The 21,997-nt window shown below is 48.8% G+C and carries 23 protein-coding genes and 1 pseudogene; 9 read left to right on the plus strand and 15 right to left on the minus strand.

What is annotated here, in order from left to right; translation table 11 throughout:
* Positions 1-5: 5 nt before the first annotated feature.
* The gene (locus tag DWX26_RS17180; protein ID WP_243030594.1) at positions 6-1,799 is read right to left on the minus strand and encodes a transglutaminase-like domain-containing protein; all 1,794 of its coding nucleotides are present in this window, start codon (positions 1,797-1,799) and stop codon (positions 6-8) included.
* Positions 1,800-1,909: 110 nt separating this feature from the next.
* Here DWX26_RS17180 and DWX26_RS08980 point away from each other — a divergent pair, with 110 nt between their 5' ends.
* From DWX26_RS08980 to DWX26_RS17875, 3 genes and pseudogenes are all read left to right on the plus strand, one after another.
* Positions 1,910-2,326, plus strand: a complete 417-nt coding sequence (locus DWX26_RS08980; RefSeq protein ID WP_118601271.1) for a helix-turn-helix domain-containing protein — start codon at positions 1,910-1,912, stop codon at positions 2,324-2,326.
* A complete protein-coding gene (locus DWX26_RS08985; RefSeq protein ID WP_158580596.1) occupies positions 2,307-2,873 on the plus strand; it encodes an IS630 family transposase in 567 nt (188 codons plus the stop codon). The genes DWX26_RS08980 and DWX26_RS08985 overlap by 20 nt, the downstream gene beginning before the upstream one ends.
* Positions 2,780-3,139: pseudogene (locus DWX26_RS17875) on the plus strand (IS110 family transposase); the annotation flags it as partial. The gene DWX26_RS08985 and the pseudogene DWX26_RS17875, both read left to right, overlap by 94 nt.
* Positions 3,140-3,483: 344 nt before the next feature.
* On the opposite strand, the gene DWX26_RS08995 reads toward DWX26_RS17875, so the two are convergent.
* From DWX26_RS08995 to DWX26_RS09025, 7 genes are all read right to left on the minus strand, one after another.
* A complete protein-coding gene (locus DWX26_RS08995; protein WP_118601273.1) occupies positions 3,484-4,377 on the minus strand; it encodes an ABC transporter permease in 894 nt (297 codons plus the stop codon).
* Positions 4,374-5,381, minus strand: a complete 1,008-nt coding sequence (locus DWX26_RS09000; protein WP_118601274.1) for an ABC transporter permease — start codon at positions 5,379-5,381, stop codon at positions 4,374-4,376. The genes DWX26_RS08995 and DWX26_RS09000 overlap by 4 nt, the downstream gene beginning before the upstream one ends.
* Positions 5,378-6,283 carry an ATP-binding cassette domain-containing protein gene (locus tag DWX26_RS09005; protein WP_118601275.1) on the minus strand — a complete coding sequence of 302 codons (906 nt, stop codon included), beginning with the start codon at positions 6,281-6,283 and terminating at the stop codon, positions 5,378-5,380. Before DWX26_RS09005 ends, DWX26_RS09000 begins: the two co-directional genes overlap by 4 nt.
* Complete coding sequence (locus DWX26_RS09010) at positions 6,273-7,289, minus strand: ABC transporter ATP-binding protein (RefSeq protein WP_118601320.1); 1,017 nt, start codon at positions 7,287-7,289, stop codon at positions 6,273-6,275. The genes DWX26_RS09005 and DWX26_RS09010 overlap by 11 nt, the downstream gene beginning before the upstream one ends.
* A 63-nt stretch (positions 7,290-7,352) precedes the next feature.
* On the minus strand, positions 7,353-8,954 hold the full coding sequence (locus DWX26_RS09015) for an ABC transporter substrate-binding protein (RefSeq protein ID WP_199676798.1): 1,602 nt from the start codon (positions 8,952-8,954) through the stop codon (positions 7,353-7,355).
* 278 nt (positions 8,955-9,232) lie between these two features.
* Positions 9,233-10,420 (minus strand): hypothetical protein, encoded by a 1,188-nt coding sequence (locus tag DWX26_RS09020; RefSeq protein WP_118601276.1) that lies wholly within the window; start codon positions 10,418-10,420, stop codon positions 9,233-9,235.
* Positions 10,421-10,515: 95 nt separating this feature from the next.
* Positions 10,516-11,628, minus strand: a complete 1,113-nt coding sequence (locus DWX26_RS09025) for a M20/M25/M40 family metallo-hydrolase (RefSeq protein ID WP_022461443.1) — start codon at positions 11,626-11,628, stop codon at positions 10,516-10,518.
* A gap of 142 nt (positions 11,629-11,770) precedes the next feature.
* Between DWX26_RS09025 and DWX26_RS09030 the strand changes: the two genes are divergently transcribed.
* Together DWX26_RS09030 and DWX26_RS09035 are read left to right on the plus strand one after the other, a co-directional pair.
* Positions 11,771-13,057 (plus strand): hypothetical protein, encoded by a 1,287-nt coding sequence (locus DWX26_RS09030; RefSeq protein WP_118601277.1) that lies wholly within the window; start codon positions 11,771-11,773, stop codon positions 13,055-13,057.
* 23 nt (positions 13,058-13,080) lie between these two features.
* Entirely contained in the window at positions 13,081-14,238 is a 1,158-nt protein-coding gene (locus DWX26_RS09035) for a M20/M25/M40 family metallo-hydrolase (RefSeq protein WP_158580597.1), read from the plus strand.
* A gap of 127 nt (positions 14,239-14,365) precedes the next feature.
* On the opposite strand, the gene DWX26_RS09040 is transcribed toward DWX26_RS09035, so the two are convergent.
* Positions 14,366-14,839: a hypothetical protein gene (locus tag DWX26_RS09040; RefSeq protein WP_118601279.1), complete on the minus strand. Its 474-nt coding sequence runs from the start codon at positions 14,837-14,839 to the stop codon at positions 14,366-14,368.
* A gap of 226 nt (positions 14,840-15,065) precedes the next feature.
* Here DWX26_RS09040 and DWX26_RS09045 point away from each other — a divergent pair, with 226 nt between their 5' ends.
* The 3 genes from DWX26_RS09045 to DWX26_RS09055 all read left to right on the plus strand — a co-directional run bounded on the left by DWX26_RS09045 (position 15,066) and on the right by DWX26_RS09055 (position 16,140).
* Positions 15,066-15,248 (plus strand): FeoA family protein, encoded by a 183-nt coding sequence (locus DWX26_RS09045; protein WP_117801888.1) that lies wholly within the window; start codon positions 15,066-15,068, stop codon positions 15,246-15,248.
* Positions 15,248-15,619 (plus strand): EAL domain-containing protein, encoded by a 372-nt coding sequence (locus tag DWX26_RS17880; RefSeq protein ID WP_118601280.1) that lies wholly within the window; start codon positions 15,248-15,250, stop codon positions 15,617-15,619. The genes DWX26_RS09045 and DWX26_RS17880 overlap by 1 nt, the downstream gene beginning before the upstream one ends.
* 101 nt (positions 15,620-15,720) lie before the next feature.
* Entirely contained in the window at positions 15,721-16,140 is a 420-nt protein-coding gene (locus DWX26_RS09055; RefSeq protein WP_330422998.1) for a MerR family transcriptional regulator, read from the plus strand.
* A gap of 107 nt (positions 16,141-16,247) precedes the next feature.
* Here the strand turns inward: DWX26_RS09055 and DWX26_RS09060 are convergent, their stop codons facing one another.
* The 5 genes from DWX26_RS09060 to DWX26_RS09080 all read right to left on the minus strand — a co-directional run bounded on the left by DWX26_RS09060 (position 16,248) and on the right by DWX26_RS09080 (position 19,246).
* Positions 16,248-16,448, minus strand: coding sequence for a hypothetical protein (locus DWX26_RS09060; RefSeq protein WP_117801885.1), 201 nt, complete (start codon positions 16,446-16,448; stop codon positions 16,248-16,250).
* Positions 16,449-16,510: 62 nt separating this feature from the next.
* Positions 16,511-17,416: an SIR2 family NAD-dependent protein deacylase gene (locus tag DWX26_RS09065; protein WP_226906349.1), complete on the minus strand. Its 906-nt coding sequence runs from the start codon at positions 17,414-17,416 to the stop codon at positions 16,511-16,513.
* Between the two features lie 52 nt (positions 17,417-17,468).
* A complete protein-coding gene (locus tag DWX26_RS09070) occupies positions 17,469-18,251 on the minus strand; it encodes a protein-ADP-ribose hydrolase (RefSeq protein WP_118601282.1) in 783 nt (260 codons plus the stop codon).
* 79 nt (positions 18,252-18,330) lie between these two features.
* On the minus strand, positions 18,331-18,804 hold the full coding sequence (locus tag DWX26_RS09075; protein WP_118601283.1) for a pyridoxamine 5'-phosphate oxidase family protein: 474 nt from the start codon (positions 18,802-18,804) through the stop codon (positions 18,331-18,333).
* A gap of 46 nt (positions 18,805-18,850) precedes the next feature.
* Positions 18,851-19,246 carry a pyridoxamine 5'-phosphate oxidase family protein gene (locus tag DWX26_RS09080; RefSeq protein ID WP_118601284.1) on the minus strand — a complete coding sequence of 132 codons (396 nt, stop codon included), beginning with the start codon at positions 19,244-19,246 and terminating at the stop codon, positions 18,851-18,853.
* A 265-nt stretch (positions 19,247-19,511) separates the two neighbouring features.
* Between DWX26_RS09080 and DWX26_RS09085 the strand changes: the two genes are divergently transcribed.
* Complete coding sequence (locus DWX26_RS09085) at positions 19,512-19,880, plus strand: winged helix-turn-helix transcriptional regulator (RefSeq protein ID WP_118601285.1); 369 nt, start codon at positions 19,512-19,514, stop codon at positions 19,878-19,880.
* Between the two features lie 67 nt (positions 19,881-19,947).
* Here the strand turns inward: DWX26_RS09085 and DWX26_RS09090 are convergent, their stop codons facing one another.
* Positions 19,948-21,993, minus strand: a complete 2,046-nt coding sequence (locus DWX26_RS09090; protein ID WP_118595793.1) for a beta-galactosidase — start codon at positions 21,991-21,993, stop codon at positions 19,948-19,950.
* Positions 21,994-21,997: the final 4 nt, after the last annotated feature.

Below are 21,997 nucleotides of genomic sequence, written 5' to 3' on the forward strand. Positions count from 1 at the left end.
AACCCTTATTTTTGCTGGAAAGCGCTGTGCTTTCTCTTCTTTTTCTTCGTATTCACACGGCGCAGACACGCATAGCGCAGCTTCAGCCGCATTTTCCAGCTGCAGCCCGGTACCGGCTCCGTCAGCTTTTCCAGAAAATGATTCAGCGTACGCTCCTCATAAGGAGACAGCAGAATCTCGCCGTAGATATGTTTCTCGATCAGATGGCAGACACGCGTATATTCGCCTGGCTCGACCGCCGGAAATCTGCGGGCGAGTTCTGCATCGGTTGCTGCCGTTTCCCATCCAAGACCGGCATCTATGCCCCACAGACAAAGATACTGATAAATTCTTGCTTCCGTTCTTCGGATCCGCCCACCCGGCCGCTCCTTCTGCTGTTTCTTTGCCGCCGGTCCAAGGCAGATGATCCGCGCCGCCTCCGCCGCAATCACAAGCAGCGTCAGCAGAATCAGAAGCACGCCAAGCAGTCCGAGAAGAAACAGCGAAACACTGCGCAGTACCGGAAGAACGGCTTCGCCTGCCTTGCTCTTTCGGTTTTCCACACTGGTAATCTGCTCCGCCGACAGTGAATTGTTCTCCAGCGCCACATTCTTCTGTACAGAATCTGGACTTCCGACCATTTTCTGAAGAGATGCAACATTATAATAGTACCCCGGTGTCACATCCGCCGGAAGCCATCCGATGCCGTCGAAGTAAATCTCCACCCACGCATGGGCATCGTTTCCGGTCAGCTCCGCCTGGCCTTTTTCCCCTGTCGGAGCCGATTCCGAAAGAAAATATCCTTCCACATACCGTGCCGGAATGCCCTTCGCACGGAGCGCCTCCACTGCGGTCGACGCATACAGCATCGCATTTCCTTCCTTTGACTCATCCAGGAACCAGAGTACCGGATCCTCGTCTTCCGGAATCGCTCCCTGATTTTCGCTGTACGTTACGCGGCTCTCCAGCACCTTTCGGATCCGGCCAAGCGCACTGTAAATGCCGTCCGTTTCCGATGGATCCTCTTCCCAGAAAACTTCCTGCATTTTATCGTACATCGTCTGGTCAACTGCCGTGTAATGGTCGTAAACAAACGTACGGTAAACGGACTCCGCCTCGCTGTACGTTTTCTGCTTCTCCGTTTCCGGGTTTTCCACCCAGGAACCGGCCACAACAAGCTCCGCCGGACGGGAGGATGACACCTCTGTCATACCGTAGTTCTGTTTTCCAAACAGTCCTTTTGCGGCCAGAAACTGATCTTTTTTCTCTGATGCCGCACCGCGGGTTGTGATCTTTTCCAGCGAAGCAGGCGCATAAATGTAGTAGCGCGATGCTCCCGTATTTTCCACATAAACCCGGTTCGCTTCCGGTTTATCTTCCTCATCCCCGAGTGCATAATACTGCGCCGTCTGTGTCAGCGGATCAAAGTTCTTTTTCGCCAGCCATTCCAGCATGCCCGACGATGTACCGCGGTACGATTCGCCGGAAAGCGGCTCCCATACGCCATTCGCATACGTTCCGCCGACATAACCCTTAAAATACACATTTTTCTTCTGTTCGGAACGGATCGCCAGCACCGGTTCTTCTCCCGTATGAAGGGTATCTGCTTCATACAGATTTCCCTCCGGCAGTCCGTCTTTTCCGTACCGAATCTCATAGATCTTCTGTTTCGTATCGCCCAGAAGCTGTGTAAAAAACGGAATCTTTTCCTGCGGCAGCAGTATTGCCGGAAGCAGGAAAACCAGAAGGCAGGCCAGAAGCCCTGCACAGTTGCTCTTCCACTGCGCATGTGACTTGCTTCCAAGCTCGAGGCCGGTCATTCCCGCACTTAAAAATGCCGCCGATACCGGGTGGAATACATCTATAGCAATTCCATAAATTACTGCAACTCTTGACTAAAGTGATATGCTTAAGCTAAGAGGTGATAGATATGTTACACAACGAAACCAGAAATCTTTTAATTCAAGCTTATAACAAAACACATAACGCAAAAGAAGTAGCAGAATGTTTTTCTGTTGATGTCAGTACCGTATACCGTCTGGTTGAACAAATGAAACGGGAAGGTTCTGTTTCTGTCAAGACAAGTCTCAGGGGGCGTAAAGCTTCTCTCAAAGAGGCTGACCTGCAAAAAATACAAGAACTTGTACAACAAAAACCCGATATTACACTCCAGGAAATTATAGATACCCTTCAGCTGAAAATCTGCATCGAAACTGTCAGAAAAGCATTAATAAAACTGGGATATTCTTATAAAAAGAAATCCCTTCATGCCTCCGAACAGGAGCGTCCCCGATGTACAGGAGAAACGCCGCTCATGGAACGGGACTATGTCTGGCATAAATGCTGAACACTTGGTATTTCTTGATGAAAGCGGTATTAATACAAATCTCACAAGACTCTATGCACATGCATTGCACTGGAAACGGGCGGTTGACGCTGCACCATTAAATACACCAACAGCAACAACTGTCCTTTCATCTATCCGTCTGGATGGTACAACTATATTTACCACCTATCAGGGTGGCACAACAGCAGCGCGATTCCGTGAATACATAGAAAATCAGCTAGTTCCAAGTCTCAAAAAGGAAGACCTTGTAGTTATGGATAATATGCGTTCCCATCATGCCAAAACAGTGACAGAATATCTGGATAAAGCAGGAATTCACTATGCTTATCTACCACCGTACAGTCCAGACCTGAACCCAATAGAGAAAATGTGGTCAAAAATGAAAGCGATTCTTAGAAAACAAAAAGTACGTGTCGCTTCTGAGCTGCCTGAAGCTGTAAAAAAAGCTCTGGAAATGATAAAAGCGACCGCAAAATCAAATCCACCCGGATTTCCCGTTCTGGTACTTATTTTAAACCAGTTTTGGTGCAAGTTGCAAATGCTTTAATCAAATCTAAGAAACATCCTGAATTTATTACACGTTATAAGCGTATTAAAGCACGCCGTGGTCACAAGAAAGCCATCATTGCCATCTGTCGTATGATCCTGACCGCTATCTGGCATATACTTACAGATTTAAAACCGTATACACCTGAAGGTTTTCTTGAATCTCGTCCTGTGAAGGAAGAAAAGATTCTTACCATTTCACAGGCACTTAATCTTCTTAAGTTACGAGGATATGTTATAAAAGACGATCTTCTTCCAACTTCCTGATTAGGTGTTGCGTTAATATTTAATTTTTTTAACCAGCTAGTTAGGTGGTTTGTTTGTTATACTCTTCTTTTCGGGGGTGCCCTCTACTTTCTTGTTTCAAACTTTTGCCTTTCTGTTGGCCGGAACAATGGAACCTGCAAGCGCGGAAGTCCTTTTCCCTAACCGTAAAAACCCTTGTAATTTTTAGCTATATATAACAGATTATATCTCTTATGTCGAAAAGTGTCTACTATAATTATGTATTTCTGTGACTGTCTTTCACGGATATTTTCTGTCAATGGAGACGGCAGAAAAAAGCTGCAGTCTGCAGGGATTCCCCACAGACCGCAGCCTCTCTGAACAGCTCACAGATTTCTCTGTTTTCTGTTTGCCTGCTTCCGCAGATAATTTCCAATGCTTGTAAAACTAAGCAGCGTCACAATCAGAAAAACACCCGGGATCAGAATGATCCACCATGCCTTTGTCATCAGCGCTTTTTCCGAAAGCGACAGCATGCTGCCCCAGGAAATCACCTCCAGAGGAAGACCGATTCCCATAAAACTCAGTGTGGATTCTGCTGCAATCGCACTTCGGATGTTCATAACCACCATAAACATAATAGACGAAAAAAAGTTCGGTGCCAGATGGTGCCATAAAATATAGAAAAAACTGCCTCCCATACAACGCGACGCAATCACGTATTCACTGTTCCGGATCTGCCGTACTTCGGTCCGCACAACCTTTGCAATGCTTGTCCAGCTTGTCATTCCGATCACGGCAGAAATCGTAATCACATTGGATTTTCCCGCAGCGGCCAGAAGAAAAATGACAAGAAGAAGATTCGGCACCGACAAAAAGATCTCGGTCAGCCGCATCAGAAGCGCGTCCAGCCACGCCGGTGCACATCCGCTGACTGCGCCGAAGAGAACGGCAATCACAGTGGAAATCAGCGTAGAAAGCAGACCGATCGCCAGCGATATTCTGCCGCCGTACCAGATCATCGAGAAAATATCTCTTCCCATCGTATCGGTTCCAAACAGAAATTCCCGGCACGGCATGACGGAACAGTTTTTCAGATCCATATACGAGGGATCCTTCGTCATGATCTGCCCACAGAAAAGGCAGCCCAGCACAAGAAGACTCAGAAAAAGCTCTGCTGCCACCGGCCGGTCCTGATACCATTTTTTCTTTTTTTCTGCTTCTGTTTTTTCTGCAGGCCTCTCTCCTGCAAATTGAAATAATTGTGTTTTTTCTGTCACAGCATCATTACCTCCGATGTTTCTGCCGCTTCTTTCTCCCGCATCCGCGGATCAATTCTCTCGTTGATGATCTGTGCCGCCATATTGCACAGAATCACAACGATTCCGGACATCAGGCAAAGCAGCATCAGAAGATTGTAATCTTTGTACCGTGCGCTCTCATACGCCAGCGTTCCGATACCGGGATACGAGAAAACCGTTTCTACAATATAGGTCCCCCCCAGCACATGCGGAACAGAAATGGCCATGATGCCAAGATACGACGGAATCGTATTCCGCAGGCAATGCCGGAACAGAACCGTCTTTCGTTTCAGCCCCTTGGCTCTTGCCAGAAGCACATACTCTTCCCGCACTTCATCCAGAATTTTATTGCGGATCATATATGCGTAATACCACAAATGACTCAGCACTACGACCGTCATCGGCAGGATCAGATGACAGACACGGTCGGAAAAATCTGCCTGTTTTCCAACAGAGTAGGCACCGGAACTCGGCAGCCATTTGAGCTGCATGGAAAAAACAAGAATCAGAAGCAGCGACAGCCAGAATTCCGGAATGCATCCCGTGATGGTTCCCACCTTACAGATGATGCGGTCCAGCCATGTATCTTCCTTCCATGCACAGAGAATTCCAAGAAGCAGCGCGAGGGTGAAAATCAGCAGAAATCCAATGCCGCCAAGCGCCAGCGTATTTCCGATTCTTCCCTCGATCACGCGCGTTACATCCATTTTATATTTGTACGAAATTCCGAAATCCCCATGCAGCGCATTGCCGGCCCAGCGGATATACTGTACGGAAATGGGATCCTTCAGTCCCAGTTTTTCTTCGGCCCACGCTCTTTCTTCGGGCGTCATTTTTTCCACGCGGTCTCCGTAATATGATACCAGCGGATCTCCCGGCGCAAGCCTTGAAATATAAAATACGAGCACAGACAGCAGCAGAACACTTGCCAGAAATGCCGCTGCTTTTTTTCCATAGTAAAGCACTCTGTTCCGGCTTTTCATCCTGCATCGCCTCCCTCCATCAGCACAAAATGATCTTTTTCCACTTCCCGCAGTGTTCCCGTCCGGGGAAATTCTGTATTGGAAAAATCCGGTACGGCTCTCGCTCTTTCCCTTCGCGGATCCGGAATCGGAATGGCAGCGATCAGTGCTTTCGTATACGGATGCAGCGGATTTTCAAACACAGCTCGCGCAGGTCCGGTCTCCACCAGTTTTCCATGGTACATCACACCTACTCTGTCACACAGAAATTCGACCATATCCAGATCATGCGCAATAAACAGGAACGAAAAACCGTGCTCCTTCTGCAGATGACGGAACAGATTCACAATCTGTGCCTGTATTGACGCGTCCAGCGATGCAATCGGTTCATCCGCCACCAGAAGCTCCGGCTCCATCGTCAGTGCCCGTGCAATCGCAACGCGCTGCCGCTGTCCGCCGGACAATTCTCCCGGATATTTTTTCAGATATTCCGGATCCAGCCCCACGTATTTCATCTGGAATCTGGCTTCCTCCTCATAGCTTCCCCGCAGCGGCCGGATTTTCTGCACGCGCATCGGCTCCTCAATAATGTCGCGGACCTTCATTTTCTGATTCAGACTGGAACCGGAATCCTGAAAAATCATCTGGCGTGTCGTCTGCAGCATTTTTTTATTTTTCCGGAACTGGCCTCTGTCGCAGGTATCAATCCCTTTATAATAAATCTGGCCGGCATATGGCTGATAAATATTCATCACACAGCGTGCAGCGGTAGATTTTCCGGAACCGGATTCTCCTACCAGTCCAAAAATTTCTCCTCTTCGAATCTGAAACGATACATCATCGACTGCCTTGACTGCTGTTTTCCGGGACAGTGGAAAAATATGGGTCAGATGACGCACATCCAGCAAAATCTCATGTTCCATCTGTGTTTCCTCCTATCGGCGGCACAACCTTCGGTGCTCTCTCATCCAGCAGCCATGTTGCCGCATAATGGCTGTCTGTGACCCGGAACATCGGCGGCTCCTCCTCAAAATCAATTTCCAGCGCATAAGCATTGCGGCTGGCAAAGGCATCGCCCTTCGGCGGATGGAGAAGAGACGGCGGCATTCCCGGGATAGACGGCAGGCTTTCTTTTCCCCTCGAAAACGCCGGTATGGAACGCAGCAGTCCCCACGTATACGGATGACGGGGATCATAAAAAATCTCATCCACGGTTCCAATCTCTACTATTTTTCCCGCATACATAACCGCTACCCGGTCTGCGATCCGCGCTACAACGCCAAGGTCATGCGTGACAAAGACCGTCGCCGTTCCCAGTTTTTTCTGAATTTCCCGAAGCAGGTCCAGAATCTGTGCCTGAATCGTCACATCCAGCGCTGTCGTCGGCTCATCAGCAAACAGAATTTCCGGATTGCCCGCCAGCGCAATCGCCAGTACGATCCGCTGCCGCATTCCGCCGGAAAAGTGATACGGATATGCCTTTTTCCGCTCTTCTGCCTGCTCGATCCCCACCAGCTGCATCAGTTCTGTCACTCTCTGTTTCACTTCTTCTTTTCCCATGTCTTTCTGATGCGCCCGCACTGCCTCTGCAATCTGCGCTCCGACTGTCATCGTCGGATTTAAGGAAGTCATCGGATTCTGGAAAACCATCGAGAACAGTTTTCCCCGCAGTTCCCGCATTCTTCGCTCCCCGTATCCTGCAATTTCTTCTCCATTGACCAGAATTTTTCCGTTTTTGATCTTTGCATTCTCCGGCAGCAGCTTCATAATACTTTTGCAGAGCACACTTTTTCCGCAGCCTGACTCGCCCACAACAGCGAGCACCTCACCTGCTTTCAGGGAAAAGCTGACATCGCGGACTGCCTGTACTTCCCCCTCATCCGTAAAAAAGCTGACGGAAAGATGCTCCACTTTTAATCGTTCTTTCATTCCGTTTTTCTCCTGTACAGACAAAAAGGAGGTAACCATACCTCCTTCGTCTGCTTTTTGTTTTTATTCTTCGATTGTCCAGTCCTGAATATTCCAGAAAATACCAACGCCGTGGTGCCCCAGTACCGTATCTTTGGAAATGCCCTGAATTTCGGAATCTGCCACATAATTTGCATCAATATAGCAAATGAATGCATAGGCCGGATCTTCTGCCAGTTCTTCCTGGAATTTTCCGTAATATTCTTTCCGCACTTCCGGATCGTCACTCTGGCGGGCAAGAGACAGATACTCATCTACTTTTTCATTGGAATAGCTCGAATAATTCGCCCCTTTGTCCGTGCCGAAAACCTTATATGTATGATCGTCCGCATCGAACGGGCTTCCCCAGCCGATCAGACAGGCCATCTGTCCGCCCCAGTCCATCTGCGCCGGAATTTCTACGGTACAGTTGATACCAGTTTCCCGGAGCTGCTGTGCTGCCGCCTGGGCAATATCAATGCGGTCCTGCTCACCGGACATCACGCTGATGACAAAACCGATTTCTTCGCCGTCCCGCTCATAGAAACCATCGCTGTTTCTGGTGCATCCGGCTGCTTCCAGAATTTCCTGTGCTTTTTCCGGATTGTAATCGTAATGTTCTACGTTTTCGTTATTGTAAATGTTCCGCTGCAGCGGGCTGTATGCCGCCATTCCCTCTCCAAGAAGCACAGAATCGATAATGGCCTGGCGGTCAATCGAATAACAGACGGCCGGAATGATGTCCCTGTTTTTCGTCCAGTAATCATTCGCAAAGTTAAATAAGATTCCGCGGTAATCTGCCGTTGTCATGTCGTAGCAGGTAAAACCGTCTTTTTCTTTGAAATTCTGCGCATTTTTCGGGTCAAGCAGCGCCAGATCCAGTTCGCCGGATTCCAGCTGCATCGCCTGTGCATTATCATCTGGTACAATTTTGAATATAACCTTGTCAATCTTTGGTGCCCCAAGGTAATAATTCTCATTCTTTACCAGAACAATCGACTGGCCCTCGTCCCAGCTCTCCATTTTATACGGGCCGGTTCCAACCGGTGCACGGAAGAAATCCGATTCCTGCATATTTTCACCTTCCAGCAGGTGCTTCGGCAGGATAGCCATCGTCATGTATTCCAGGAAAGCCACGTTCGGCTCGGAAAGGCGGAAGGAAACGGTGCTGTCATCTATAACTGTAATCTCTTCTACATCCTCATAATTTGGTGCATTTTCAGATCCGTTTTCCGGGTCCATGATCGCTTCAATGGTGAATTTCACATCATCCGCCGTAAACTTTTCTCCATCATGCCACTGGATGCCGTCCCGGATATGAAAGGTGTAGGTGCAGGTTTCTGCATCGTACTCCCATTTTTCTGCCAGACCCGGAACAATGTTGTCATCCGCATCGTGTGCCGTCAGTCCGTTGAACAGCAGCAGATTAATTTCGCCATGCTCATCCATCGCCGGATTGATTCTGGTATAATCAGCAGAACCGTAAACCAGGGTCGTCTCTTCCTCCCCTGTCTGGCCGGAAGAAGCTTCCGTCTCTGTTTTCGACAAATCTGTACTGTTGCTGTTTTTCCCGCTGTCCTGACCGCATGCCGCAAGGGATGCTGCAAGAGACACCATCAGCATCAAAGATAATATTTTCTTTTTCATCCTTTTCCTCCCATTTTCAGACCGTTTTTACCCGGACTGACCGCTTTTTTGCTTTGTACTCCCATGATCTGCGCGCCTGATCCATGTACTGTTCGTTCATTATATTTGATATTTCAAGCTCTCACAAGCCGGGTGGGGGGATATTTTTTTCTTTTCTCGTAAAGTTAATCGTCTCATGCAGAGGGAACTGCTCCGCATGCCAACATAAAACATGACCTTGATCAGGGGACTCTTCCTCTGCATCAAGGTCATGTTTCTTTTCCTATGATTTTAAAATTTTACAGCATATTGATAACAAATCCAGCCAGCATCGTGGACAGAACCGTAATAACCGTAATTCCTCCCACAACATATGGCACGTTTAAGGTATCTTCGATAAACGCTTTCTCCTCCGGTGTCTCTCCGACCGCATCGCCGACCTCGCGGCAGATGACCACGTTGCTCGGGAATCCGAGGAACTGCTCGACACCGATGCCGACAGCCAGATCCTTGTCGCCGACAAGTTTCCAGGTCGGGAGAACCCATCCAACCAGTGCAACACCGATCAGAGCCGCGGCAAACAGAACGATGGTCTGGAATGCCATGGTACCGAGATCACTTAAGGAAACCTTCGCCAGAGACGGGATGATGGAGCCAAAGACAGCAACCATCATAAGGCCGTAGGAATTCGATTTCTGCAGCGGTTTTGTCGGAACGAGTCCGGAAGCGGCACAGACAACACCGAGAAGCAGCGCCCAGATGCTGTAGTTGATCGGAGTCAGATCGCCAAGGATGTGGGCAACCCAGGAACCGGCTGCAACGAGCGCCATCATGACGTTGGCGGAATACCATTCTTTGTGTTTATCTGCAAAGGAAACTTTTGCAGAAGTACCGTTTCCGGTCTCCTGCTTTTTAAACTGCGCCGGATTCTCGCGGTATGCTTTCAGCAGTTTTTTTCCGTAACGGATACCCATGGCAGATGCGATCGGCGCACCGACGAATTTCTGTACGGAATAGATGACTGCACAGAGTGCTGCCGCCGTTGCCAGTCCTTTTTCTGCTGCGGCGCTTGCCATCAGCGAAGTTGCCATTGCCGCACCGTTGATAACCGGCATGCCGACGAGCACAGTGTCAAATCCGATGATCGGGGATACCAGAAGCATCACAAGGCAGGACGCCAGCATACAGAGTGCCGCCATTAATACGGTTCTCCACTCCTCGATCAGCTGTTTCACGTTCAGGGTAGTACCCATGTTGAACAGTACCATCGCAATTGCCAGTTTTGATAACGCCGTAAGGCCTCCCTGATCGATGATGTCCGCCGGGATCAGTTTCGTCAGAAAGCCTACCAGGAACAGGAGCATGACGACCATCATTCCGGACAGCTTTCCTTTTGTAATTTTACCGACAATGTCGCCGAGTGCAAACACGATCAGAACAATCATGAAGCTGGAGAACATTGCGTTGTTTGTTAAAATCTCAGCCATTTCTTTTTCTCCCTTGCTCTTTTTAATTTGAAATTATACATAATTTTCTTTTATTTTGCAAGTTTTATCCAGTTTTTATTTTATATTTCGCATATTTATGCAATCTTTCCAATTATCCGCGCCACAAGCTCTCCGGCATGATAGAAGTCATCGAGATGCAGATATTCTTCGGTCGAATGATTCTTGAAATATCCTGTTGCGATACCGACACAGGTGATTCCCTTCTGATTGAAAATATTGCCGTCCATACCGCCGCCTCCGCCGTTGATCTGCGGTTCGATTCCCATCTCTTTCAGGGATTCCGTGACGATCTGAATCATCTCGGAATCCTCCGGGATGAAGAACGGCAGGAAGGTGTTTTCTCTTTTAAATTCCACACGCGCACCGCGCTTTTCTGCGATTTCACGGCAGTGCGACTGGAAATACGCTTCATAGCGGTCGAGTTTTTCTCCCGACCGGCTCCGCATCTCTCCGCGCAGGATTGCGTGGTCGCAGACAACGTTCATTGCCTCGCATGTTTTGGACCAGAGGTGAGAAAAGTTCGACGTTGTATTTTCATCCAGTCTTCCCGTCTCCATCGTTGCGAGCATTTCCGCCATAATTTTTGCCGCATCAATGCCTTTCTCCGGCTCATTTCCCGCATGGGCTGCCTTGCCGAAAACCTGTGCTTCCAGAAGGGCACGGCCCGGCGCACCATTTACAATTCGGCCGATGCGTCCCGGGGAGTCGAGCACATACATCGTTTTTGATGTCAGCAGGCTTACATCGAATGCTTTCGCACCGTACAGACCGGCCTCCTCGCCGACCGTAAAGAGGATCTCCAGTTTCGGAAGCGCCTTCCCGGATTCAATCGCCTGACGCACGCCCTCTAAAATGGCTGCCACACCGGACAGATCATCCGCCGCCAGAATCGTGTCGCCCGAAGAACGAAGGATTCCATCCTCCTCCACCGGTTTGATTCCAATGCCGCCCGGCACACGGTCCATATGGGAACAGAAACAGACAACACCGTCCCGCTCTCCTTCCCGAACCGCCAGAATATTGCCGCACACGCCGCCAAACGTAGCCCCGGCCTCATCCCGCGTAATCGCAAATCCCATCTGCTCCAGTTTTTTCACCAGATGCTCTGCAATCTCCGTCTCCTGACCGCTCGACACATCAATCCGCATCAATTCGGTCAGTTCATCTAACATACGTTGATTTTTCATTTCTTTTCCACTCTCCATTCTTGAAAAAAATTTTCAAAAACAATTCTTCTACATCTTACCATTTGCCTTTCGTCCTTAATAGGTGTAAAATTATGCCATAATTCATTTTTATGTCTTTAATTCTCGGAAAGGAATTTTATATATGAAAATCGGCGTAACAGGTTCTGACCATATCTGCGACAGGATTCAGAAAACGCTGGAGAAGCGCATGCCGGACCTTGAAGTGGTCTACCGGCGTTCCAACGATTACCGGTACGGTCTGGAAGCGGCTGCCCAGTTTCAGAAAGGGAAAGTATCCGGCATTATTTTTACTGGGCCGACCAACTATCACTATGCTTTAAAGCGGCTGGAGCCAAACGTTCCCTGGACCTTTCTTCCGCACAATCAGGCTTCCATCTTAAAAGCGCTGGCAGAATCTGCTGTCCGTTATTCCTGCGTGCCGGATGTCATCAGTATCGATATGTATGAGGAACAGCTTGTGCAGGAAACGCTGGAAGAGATCGGCATTTCCAATGGCCGCGTCCTTGTGGCACACGGCTCTTCTCCCGATCAGGGCGATTTTCAGGATGCCCTCACGGATTTTCACCGTTACAACTATTTTCACAACGGGGCGAAAATCTGCTTTACCAACATGGAAAAAACGTATGAGGCACTGTCGGCAGAAGGCATTCCCTGCATCCGCATCTCGGTTTCCGAGGATGTAATTCTGGAACAGGTTTATCATCTTCAGTTTCTGGAAAATACGGCGCAGAAGAACCGCGGGCAGAGTGCTTCCGTGCAGATCTATTTTGATTATTCCTTTGATCAGGAGACGGATCTTTCGCTCCGGGAATGGGAAAAGGTTCATTATCAGAATGAGATGCGCGAGCTGATCTACTCTGCCGCCCACCGCATGGGGGCTGCTGCGTTCTCCGAGGGCGCTTCTATTTTTTATATCATGTCATCCCGTCCGGTTCTGATGCGGGAATTTATTCAGAACGGGGAATATCAGAAGATTCTGTTTCACGGACAGCAGACGCCGCACAACCGACTGTGGATCGGCATCGGCTACGGTGATACTCCCATGGAGGCGAAATCCCGCGCGGCAATGGCGCTCAACCACTCGATCGCGGACCGCTCCGGCGCGAACTATATTGCGGAGGATGAGCATCAGTTTACCGAAATTAAGATTGATGACCCGACCGATCACACGGCGTATCTTCTGCACCGGCTTCACATCAGCAGCAGTACGTATGAAAAACTGAAAGAGATTCTGCGGTCACATGATCAGGTAATCACTTCCGCACAGCTCGCTACAGATATGGGGATCACGGAGCGGAGCGCCAACCGGCTGATTCTGCGGCTGGAACAGGAAAACTGTGTGACCACGATCGGCAAAATCAGCGGCGGCAGGGGACGGCCGGCACGGATTATGAAAATCACTTTATAAAACATAAGAAATGGAGAATGTTTATGGATAAAAGAACGGAACAGGCATTTGCCTATCTCGAGAAAAACGAACACAGTATGATGGAGCTGCTGAAAAATCTTGTCTCCATTGAAACACCTTCGGCTGATCGCGAGGCGAATGAGCGGATTGCGGCGCATCTCGATACGTACTGTGATGCGCTCGGCATGGAGCGTCAGATTCATCACTTTGAGAAGGCTGGCCCGACGTTTGCCGCGTGGACCCGGCCGCAGGAAAAGAAGCCGATTCTTCTGCTTGGGCATATGGATACAGTTCATGCGGTTGGAAAGTTCGGCCCGGAACCGTTTCTTGTGAAGGATGACCGCGTGTACGGTCCAGGCGTTTATGACATGAAGGGCGGCGATGTGATCGCGCTGTTTGTGCTCCGCGCACTGAATGCGGTCGGGTATGAGGACAGACAGATCAAACTGGTGCTCACCGGTGATGAGGAAGTCGCCCATGCATTTTCCCACGGCGAGGCCGGAAAGCTTGTCGAGCAGTATGCCAGCGGCTGTGAGGCGGCTTTTAATCTGGAATCGGGCTACACCAGCGGCGAAGTGACTACGGGAAGAAACGGCGGCGCGATCATTCGCGTGAAAGTAAAGGGCAAAGCGGCTCATGCAGGAAAGGAGCCGCAGAAAGGCGCGAGTGCGATTCTGCAGGCGGCGCGCATGATTACAGAGATTGAGAGCCGCTCGGTGTTCGGCTATCTTTCCTTCAACTGCGGCCGTATTTCAGGCGGAACCGGAGCCAATGTCATCCCGGATTCCTGTGAGTTTTCCATCGGTATCCGATACGCGGCAAATGCGCAGTATGAAGAAGCCATCGCTTTCTTAAAAAATCTCTGCGAACACGTCACCGTTCCTGGCACAAGCTGCACCATGGAACAGAACGGCTACTACCCCGCCATGGAAATGGTCGACGGTGCCGACCGCCTCCTCTCCCTCTATCAGGAAAGCTGTAAACTCCTCGGCGAACCAATCCCGCAGGGCATCCAGCAGAGCGGCTGCTCCGACACCTCCTTCGTCACCCGCATCGGAATCCCCGCCCTCTGCAGCCTCGGTATCCAGGGCGCAGGCGCACATTCACTTGATGAGTATGCGATTCCGTCCTCACTGCTCGTGCAGTGCAAGAAACTGGTGGCCACGATTTTGGCGATGTAAAATGCTATGCGGTTCTTGACAAAACAGGAAAGTCATTTTAGCATAAAAAAAGAAACGGGTTTTTTGTCCGGTAAGCTCATCGTGAGCCGAGGGAGTTGCTCGTTTCTTTTTTATTATCTTATTTTCTTTACCCAATCACATCCGTAACCGCATTCACCGCTTTCGCCACAAAGCTGATCGTCTTTTCGCTGAACACTTCCCCGTCTTTTGAGAACGAAACGTGTGCCAGTCCGATCTCATCTTTCTCGCTCGCTTCGGTGCTGCCCATGAGGGTGGTCCATTTGATATGGACATCGTCGGCGGTGATGGCGTGGTCGCATATTACGATGTATTGTGCTTCATCGAACAGCGGCGAATTGGATTCCGCATAGACGATGATGTCGTTGTTTTTTTCCTGATAAACGCGCACGGTATAATTTACCAGGTCTTTTTCATCCGTAATATAGTCCTTGTTCGGCGATACGGTTTCTTCGCAGATCAGGCTTGCATCTTTTGGAATGGTATTCTTCTCTTTCGTTTTGGTCATCCCGATCATCAGCATACAGTTGCAGAGCGCTGCGATCAGAACTGCAAGCAGCAGGATTTTTATTCTATGTTTCATTGTTTTCTCTTCCTTTTCCCATGTCATAGTTTGTCACTGATGTTTCATTTCCATTATACATGATTCCCCCAAAATAAAAAACGTTAAAATACGTCCGTCCCCATAAAAGCTTTTTTGAAAAAATTTCTCAAAGAAAAAGTTTTCCATTTTGTTCCAAATATGTTATGCTATACTATCCGTTAGACAATTCTAACTTGATGCACTCTCGCAATAAAGGAGGTCCTGCATGCCTTTAAATTTAACCGTTTTCAATCAGTTTTACGCCATCAATAAAATCTGCGGCCAGGAAAAGCAGCGTCATTATCTGGAGTCGCTTGGGTTTGTTCCCGGGGCCAGGATTTCGATTCTAAAGAAAAAATTTTTACGCTTCTCAATAACAGAAGCGAAGAAAAACAGTACGCCTTTCTGATGACGGATTTCGACAATTTTCATCTGCTCAACGATTACTGGGGTTATGAGACGGGTACGAACATTCTGAATTTCATCCTGAAAAAGCTGGAACTCTTTCCGCAGACACTCTTTGTGAACCGCTATCACTCCGATATCTTTGTCGGCATTATCGATATCACCTGGCAGGATCCGGCCGTGGTGCGGGAAAAGATTTCCGCCTATCACAAGCAGGCGATCCGCTTCTTCCACGATCGGAATATCCGCATTTCCATGGACGATTTCGGATCGGGGTATTCTTCTTTGAATTCGCTGAAGGATATTCTTTTTGATGAAGTCAAGATCGACAAACATTTCCTCTCGGCGGGCCTTTCCGAAAAAGGAAAAATTTGAAGAGCTGATCGCTTGACAAAGTTCGAATTCTATACTATGGTTATCTTACCCGGTAGTTACTACCGATTCAATTCTGTTATGAACTTTGTTGGGAGGTATGCATGATGTATTCCATGAAAGAAGCCTGCATCCAGACAGGCATGTCGTATGAAACCCTGAAATTTTACTGCAAAGAAGGCCTCGTCCCGAACGTAAAACGTGACAGCCACAATTACCGCGTTTTCGACGACCGCGACATCAAATGGATCCAGAGCCTCGGCTGCCTGAAGCGCTGCGGCATGACGCTGGCGGAAATGAAAGAATATCTCGCCTACTGCCTCGAAGGTCCATCCTCCATTCCGGGGCGTAAAGAAATTCTCGCGGTAAAAAAAGAAGCGCTGCTCGCATCGATGGAAAAACTGCAGAAAGCCATCGATTATATCGACTGGAAACAGAATTTTTACGATGATGTCCTGTCGGGAAAAATCGAATATCACAGCAATCTGATTTCCGATGAAGAGATTGCACAGAAGGCACAGTAGTCCTTCCTATCCTATGCAAAAAACGGCGCCGATCTTTTTACAGATCAGTGCCGTTTTCTCATTTTTTCTCTTCTTTCCTCCACCGTCTCCATGCATCGTCTGTGGAGCTATTCATTTACTTCGGCTGCGGTCCGCATACTCTGTCCGAAATCGACGATGTGCCACAGGATTTTTGCTCCCAGGATAAAGGATCCGTAGATGGCTGCATCCAGCGGGCCGTACCAGAAATGCCAGTAATGTGCCAGCGGCAGCAATGTGATTTCCAGCAGGCAGGTATGCAACTCTGTTGAATTTATCTCGTCAATCATGTCATCATCTCGTCACGTAAGTGACGTGATTAATTTTCTCGAATATTATATGTTTTTCCGTCTCAGATCCGATCCAGCACTTCCCCAATATCCCCTTTAATGCACACCGCTCTGTCACGGATCAGATCCGGGACACGCATATCGCTGGTGTTGATGCAGACATAAAGATTATCTTTATCTTCTGCTGTCATGCTGAAAAATGGATATTTGATGATTCCCGGCGTGTTGTATCCCACGCCGAGTTCCAGATACAGGATATGGCCTCTGTTGTGACGAAGCAGGAAATCGATGCGTCGGCTGGATGCCTCATGCCAGCCTTTATCTTCCACAAACGTGTCATCCGCGCGCAGATTCATGCTCATCGGTTTTCCGCAGTGTGGGCAGTACGGCACCAGTTCGGATGGGATCCGCATGCTCAGGTTTCCGTTCTCCGGCGGAACAAGGCTTCCGTCTTCCAGGATCTGATACCCCTGGGCAAGCAGCATCTTTCGAATGATTTCTTCATTGTCATACTTTTCCTTGCAGCACGGCTCAGAGCACTGAAACAGGCCGTAATCTCCCTGCGTGTAAAACAAACGGTTTTTATCAAATCCGGCTTTCTGGAAGCAGTGGTCTACATTTGTGGTGATGACAAAATAGCTCTTATTTTTCATCAGGCTGAGCAGTTTCTGGTAAACCGGTTTTGGCGCGTCCTGATAACGGTTGATGTAAATGTATCTGCTCCAGTACGCCCAGTATTCTTCCAGCGTATCGTAAGGGTAGAAGCCGCCAGAATACATATCGTGGAAACCGTATTTCTGTTCAAAATCTGCAAAATATTTCCGGAACCGCTCACCGCTGTAGGTAAATCCGGCCGATGTCGAAAGCCCAGCCCCGGCTCCTATTAAAATCGTGTTTTTTTCCTGCAGTGCGGTGCGAAAACGCTCCATCTTTTTTTCAAATTCTCTTTCTTTCCAACTTTCAAACATCACAAATTCACCTCTTCTTTTCTTTCTGCTTTTGTTCCCCATTCTTCAGCGATTACTTTTCTCCCAGCAGCTCCTCATAAATCTCCCGGTCGCGGTCCTTGAACACGTTGAAAATGACCTTCTCCACGCTCGTCTCTTTCTGCGCCAGAAACTCTTTCACCGTCGCAACGGCAATCTCCGCTGCTTTCTCGTTCGGAAAATGAAATTCTCCAGTGGAAATGCAGCAGAACGCCACGCTTTTCAGTCCGTTCTCCGCCGCAAGTGACAGGCACGACCGATAGCAGTCCGCCAGCTGCCGGCAGTGTGTTTCCGTCAGATGGCCGCCCACAATCGGTCCAACCGTGTGGAGCACATAGCGGCACGGCAGATTATACGCCGGCGTGATTTTCGCCTGCCCCGTCGGCTCCGCATGGCCCTGCGCTTCCATCATCTCCTCGCAGTACAGCCGAAGCTGCACACCCGCAAACGTATGGATGCAGTTGTCAATGCACCGGTGATTCGGCACGTAACAGCCGGTCATCCCGCTGTTCGCCGCATTCACAATCGCATCGCACCGGAGCGCGGTGATATCGCCCTGCCAGAGATACAGCCCCTGCTGCACCGGCGTAAGGTCGTCGACATTCGTCACGCCCTTTTTTGCCGTCTCCTCCTGCAGATACGCATCCTGAATGTTCAGAAATTCTGCACTGCTCTTTTTCACCATGCGCACATTCATCAGCCCCCGCAGAAGCTGTCTCTGCCCGGTGCTGTCAGACGGAATCTGCATTCCGCGGTACTCCCGGCTCTCTTCCAGCAATGACTGGATCAGAAAATTTCTTCGTTCACTCTGGTTCATGTTATTCCCTCATTTCCATCGTTTCTATAGACTTTATCTTATCACTATTCCCATAAAATCTGTAGCTAAAATAAGGGGACTACTGCCCTCTTTTGCGAATCGTTCCTCTCGGACACGTCTCCGCGCATCGGCCGCAGTGCAGGCACTGGTGCTGGTCGATGACGGCCGGGATGCGGGTGATGTCGAAGTATTCTCCCTCGGCCTCGTACACGCGGAACACCTCAAGTGCCGCGCGTGTATCGCCGGGATAAATTTTCTGCATGTATGGATTTTTTCCGAAAATTTCATCCAGCTTTTCACTGTGGATGTTCTGGATTCTGCCGCGGAGAGAGACTGCTTTTTTATCTTTCGTCGCAGAAATTGCCACATAGCCCTGCTCCATGAGCTGTGCATAAAAGGCTTTTCCTTTTGCCGTCAGAAAATACACTCCTTTCTTGTCCCACAGCATCATATCGATCACACGGGTCTGTGGATGACCGTCTGCACCGATCGTCGCCATCGTGGTTGAGTGCATCTCCTCTACTAACATCTTCAGATAATCATTTCTCTCCATAGCGGCAGATTCCTTTCTCTTTTTACTTCAAATTCATAGCGACAGATTAAAACTCGTACGGCGGGTTTCCGGAAAAGTCTGCGATTACACCGTGTGCATTGTTCAGATAGAACACCTCGAAAATCGGGTTGTCAGCGGTTTGGTACTGGCCTTTTACAATCGGATTTCCCATGCACATTTCTTTTGCAGCCATGTTGTTTTCAAATACAGCTTTTCCGTTCAGACGGATCCATGCATAGGATGGGCTGGAAGTGGAAATTTCAATTTCCGGATTTGCCAGCATATCTTTATAAACATCTTTTGTGTTGTTGGTACAAAACCACAGTTTTCCTTCCATTTCGCCAATAAACATAAACGGACGGCATTTTGCTTTTCCATCGCGCCCTACAGCTGCTAAATACTGTACCGGGTTTTCTTTTAAGAATTCTACTACTTTACTCATGATGATGTCCTCCATTTTCGTTTTTTGATTTTGTTTTTGAGCTTGTTTCTTATGATTTGGTTTCGGCCTTTTTCGAATGCGCTCCAGACCTTTTTTCTCGAAAGGATTGCTTTTTTCTTTCGATGGCTTTATAATAAGCCCAAAGCGTCTTAACGTAAAGTAAGCACAATATTATGCTGTAGTTACCAAAAGGAAACTATTGTGTAAATACAAGGTTTTCCGTGCTTACTTTTACAAGAAAATCTTTATGAAATGGAGGTTTTTTATGTCAGTTTCTGAAAAAAACGCAATATCTTTAGCCGATCTCCCAGCCTGCCCGGTAGAGACTACCTTAACCTTAATCAGTGATAAATGGAAAGTCCTGATTCTCCGTGATCTGATGCCAGGCACCAAACGTTTTGGCGAATTAAAAAAATCCATCGGTCACGTTTCCCAGAAAGTTCTGACGAGCCAGCTCCGTCAGATGGAACAGAGCGGGCTCGTCAGCCGTAAAGTTTATGCAGAAGTTCCACCGCGGGTAGAATATACCCTCACCGACCTGGGCTACAGCCTACAGCCAATCATGGATGCCATGTGGAGCTGGGGAGAAACTTATAAGAAAAAACTCTCCGCCGAAGAATCCGAAACCGCCTGATATTCATTTGTTTTTTGCAAAAAAAATGTCTCAAAACCAGTCTTTTGTTTTGAGACATTTTTATTTTCTATTTTTCCCGGAAATTCGGACTGTTTTCTTTCAGCACCACTGTTTCCCAGCTTCCGATTGTTCCATCATACTGTCCGTTCCACACCGGATACTGTTCGACCGGAAGTTTGATTTCCACGGCATTCCGATTAAAGTTCTGTACGAACACATACCGGATTCCATTCTTTTCGCGCGTTGTAACCTCCACGCCATCCGGAATCTCTTTCACCACCGATGTGACACCTGCTTCTTCTGCCAGTTTTCCGCAGAGCTCATCGTACAGACCCTGTTCAAAACCGGCACAGATCTGATATGCTTTTCCTGCACCATACTGGTTTTCTGTCAGTGCAGGCATTCCTGCATAAAAATCTTTTCCATAAGTCATCAGCACTTCTGCTGTCGATGGTTTCACCAGTTCACAGAGATTGCTGCACCGGTACGTCCGGGTCAGATGCAGACGGTTTTGCGGGACCGGAACTCCTTCGTTCCATTCCCCATCGTACAGGCCGTCAATCTCCATGCTCCGAAGTCCCATTACATCCAGCAGTCCGTGCGGCGTTCCGCCAAGGAAACAAAGATCCGTCTCATCTACAATTCCGGACCAGTACGTTGCCAGGAAAGTGCCGCCTCCGGCCACAAACTGCCGTACTTTTTCCACCCATCCTTCCCGCTGCAGATAAACCACAGGCGCTGCCACGATCTGATAGTCCGAAAGGCCCTGCGTTTCATCGATGACATCAACATCCAGGCCGAGTCTGCGGAAGGCGCGGTATGATTTTTCCACGGTTTCTTTGTAAAACAGGCCCTGATTCCGTGGCCCTGCCGCATCTTCCAGTGCCCACCGGTTTTCGGTGTCATAAATCACAGCCACTTTCGGACTGCAGATGGCACCGGAAAGTTCCTGCATCTGCGCCAGGGTTTCTCCTACCTTTGTCACTTCCCGGAATACACGGGTGTCATCTCCTCCATAATGGTCTATCACCGCTCCATGAAACTTTTCGGAAGCTCCACGGCTCTGGCGCATCTGGAAATACAGGACGCTGTCTGATCCGTGCGCCACGGCCTGCATGGATGCGGCATGCAGCATGCCCGGCTTTTTCAGTTTGCTGACCGGCTGCCAGTTTGTTGCGGACGGACAGCTCTCCATCAGATAAAACGGCTTTTTCTGGATACTGCGCATGATATCATGCTGCATCGCCGTATCTGCTGCCGTAACTGCTTCCGCTTCTTTGTGCCAGGTCGGATAATTGTCCCAGGAAACAAAATCAACAATGTCGGCAAACTTGTGATAATCCAGTCCCTTGAAATCATACATCATATTGATGGTCGTAGGCTGTTTGGCACCGGCATCCCGCAGCGCGCTGATCTCCCATTTCACAAAATCGGCTGTCTGATCTGTTACAAATCGTTTCCAGTCCAGATTCAGTCCGTGCAGCGATGCGTCTCCTTTTGGCGACGGACTCTCCACCTGATCAAAACTCTGGTATGTATGACTCCAGAACGCCGTGTTCCATGCATGGTTTAAGGCCTGTAAACTGCCATATTTTTGTTTTACCCAGTTCCGAAATGCCTCCTGGCAGAGCGGACAATGGCACTCTCCGCCTAGTTCATTCGAAATATGCCATGCAATGACACCTGGATGATCCCTGAACGCTTCTGCCAGTTTTGTATTGATCTTTCTCGTTTTTTCCCGGTACACCGGCGAGGTATAGCAATGGTTATGACGCTCTCCGTACAGATTTCTCTGCCGCATCGCATCCATGCGGAGTACTTCCGGATATTTCTGTGCCATCCAGCGCGGTCTTGCCGCTGTCGGTGTAGCCATCATGACAGAAATTCCATTTTCATACAGGCGGTCTACCATTTTTTTGAGCCATTCCAGATCAAACACGCCTTCTTCCGGCTCCAGGAATGCCCAGGAAAAGATGCCGAGGGAAACTTCATTTATTTTCGCTTTTTTGAAATACGCAAGATCCTGTTCCAGAATTTCCGGATATTCCAGCCATTGTTCCGGATTGTAATCTCCGCCATGCAGAAGTTTTCCAAAATTTATATTCTGTCTCATGAAA

This window comes from Blautia sp. AF19-1, from assembly GCF_003479155.1.
Classification (GTDB): domain Bacteria; phylum Bacillota; class Clostridia; order Lachnospirales; family Lachnospiraceae; genus Fusicatenibacter; species Fusicatenibacter saccharivorans.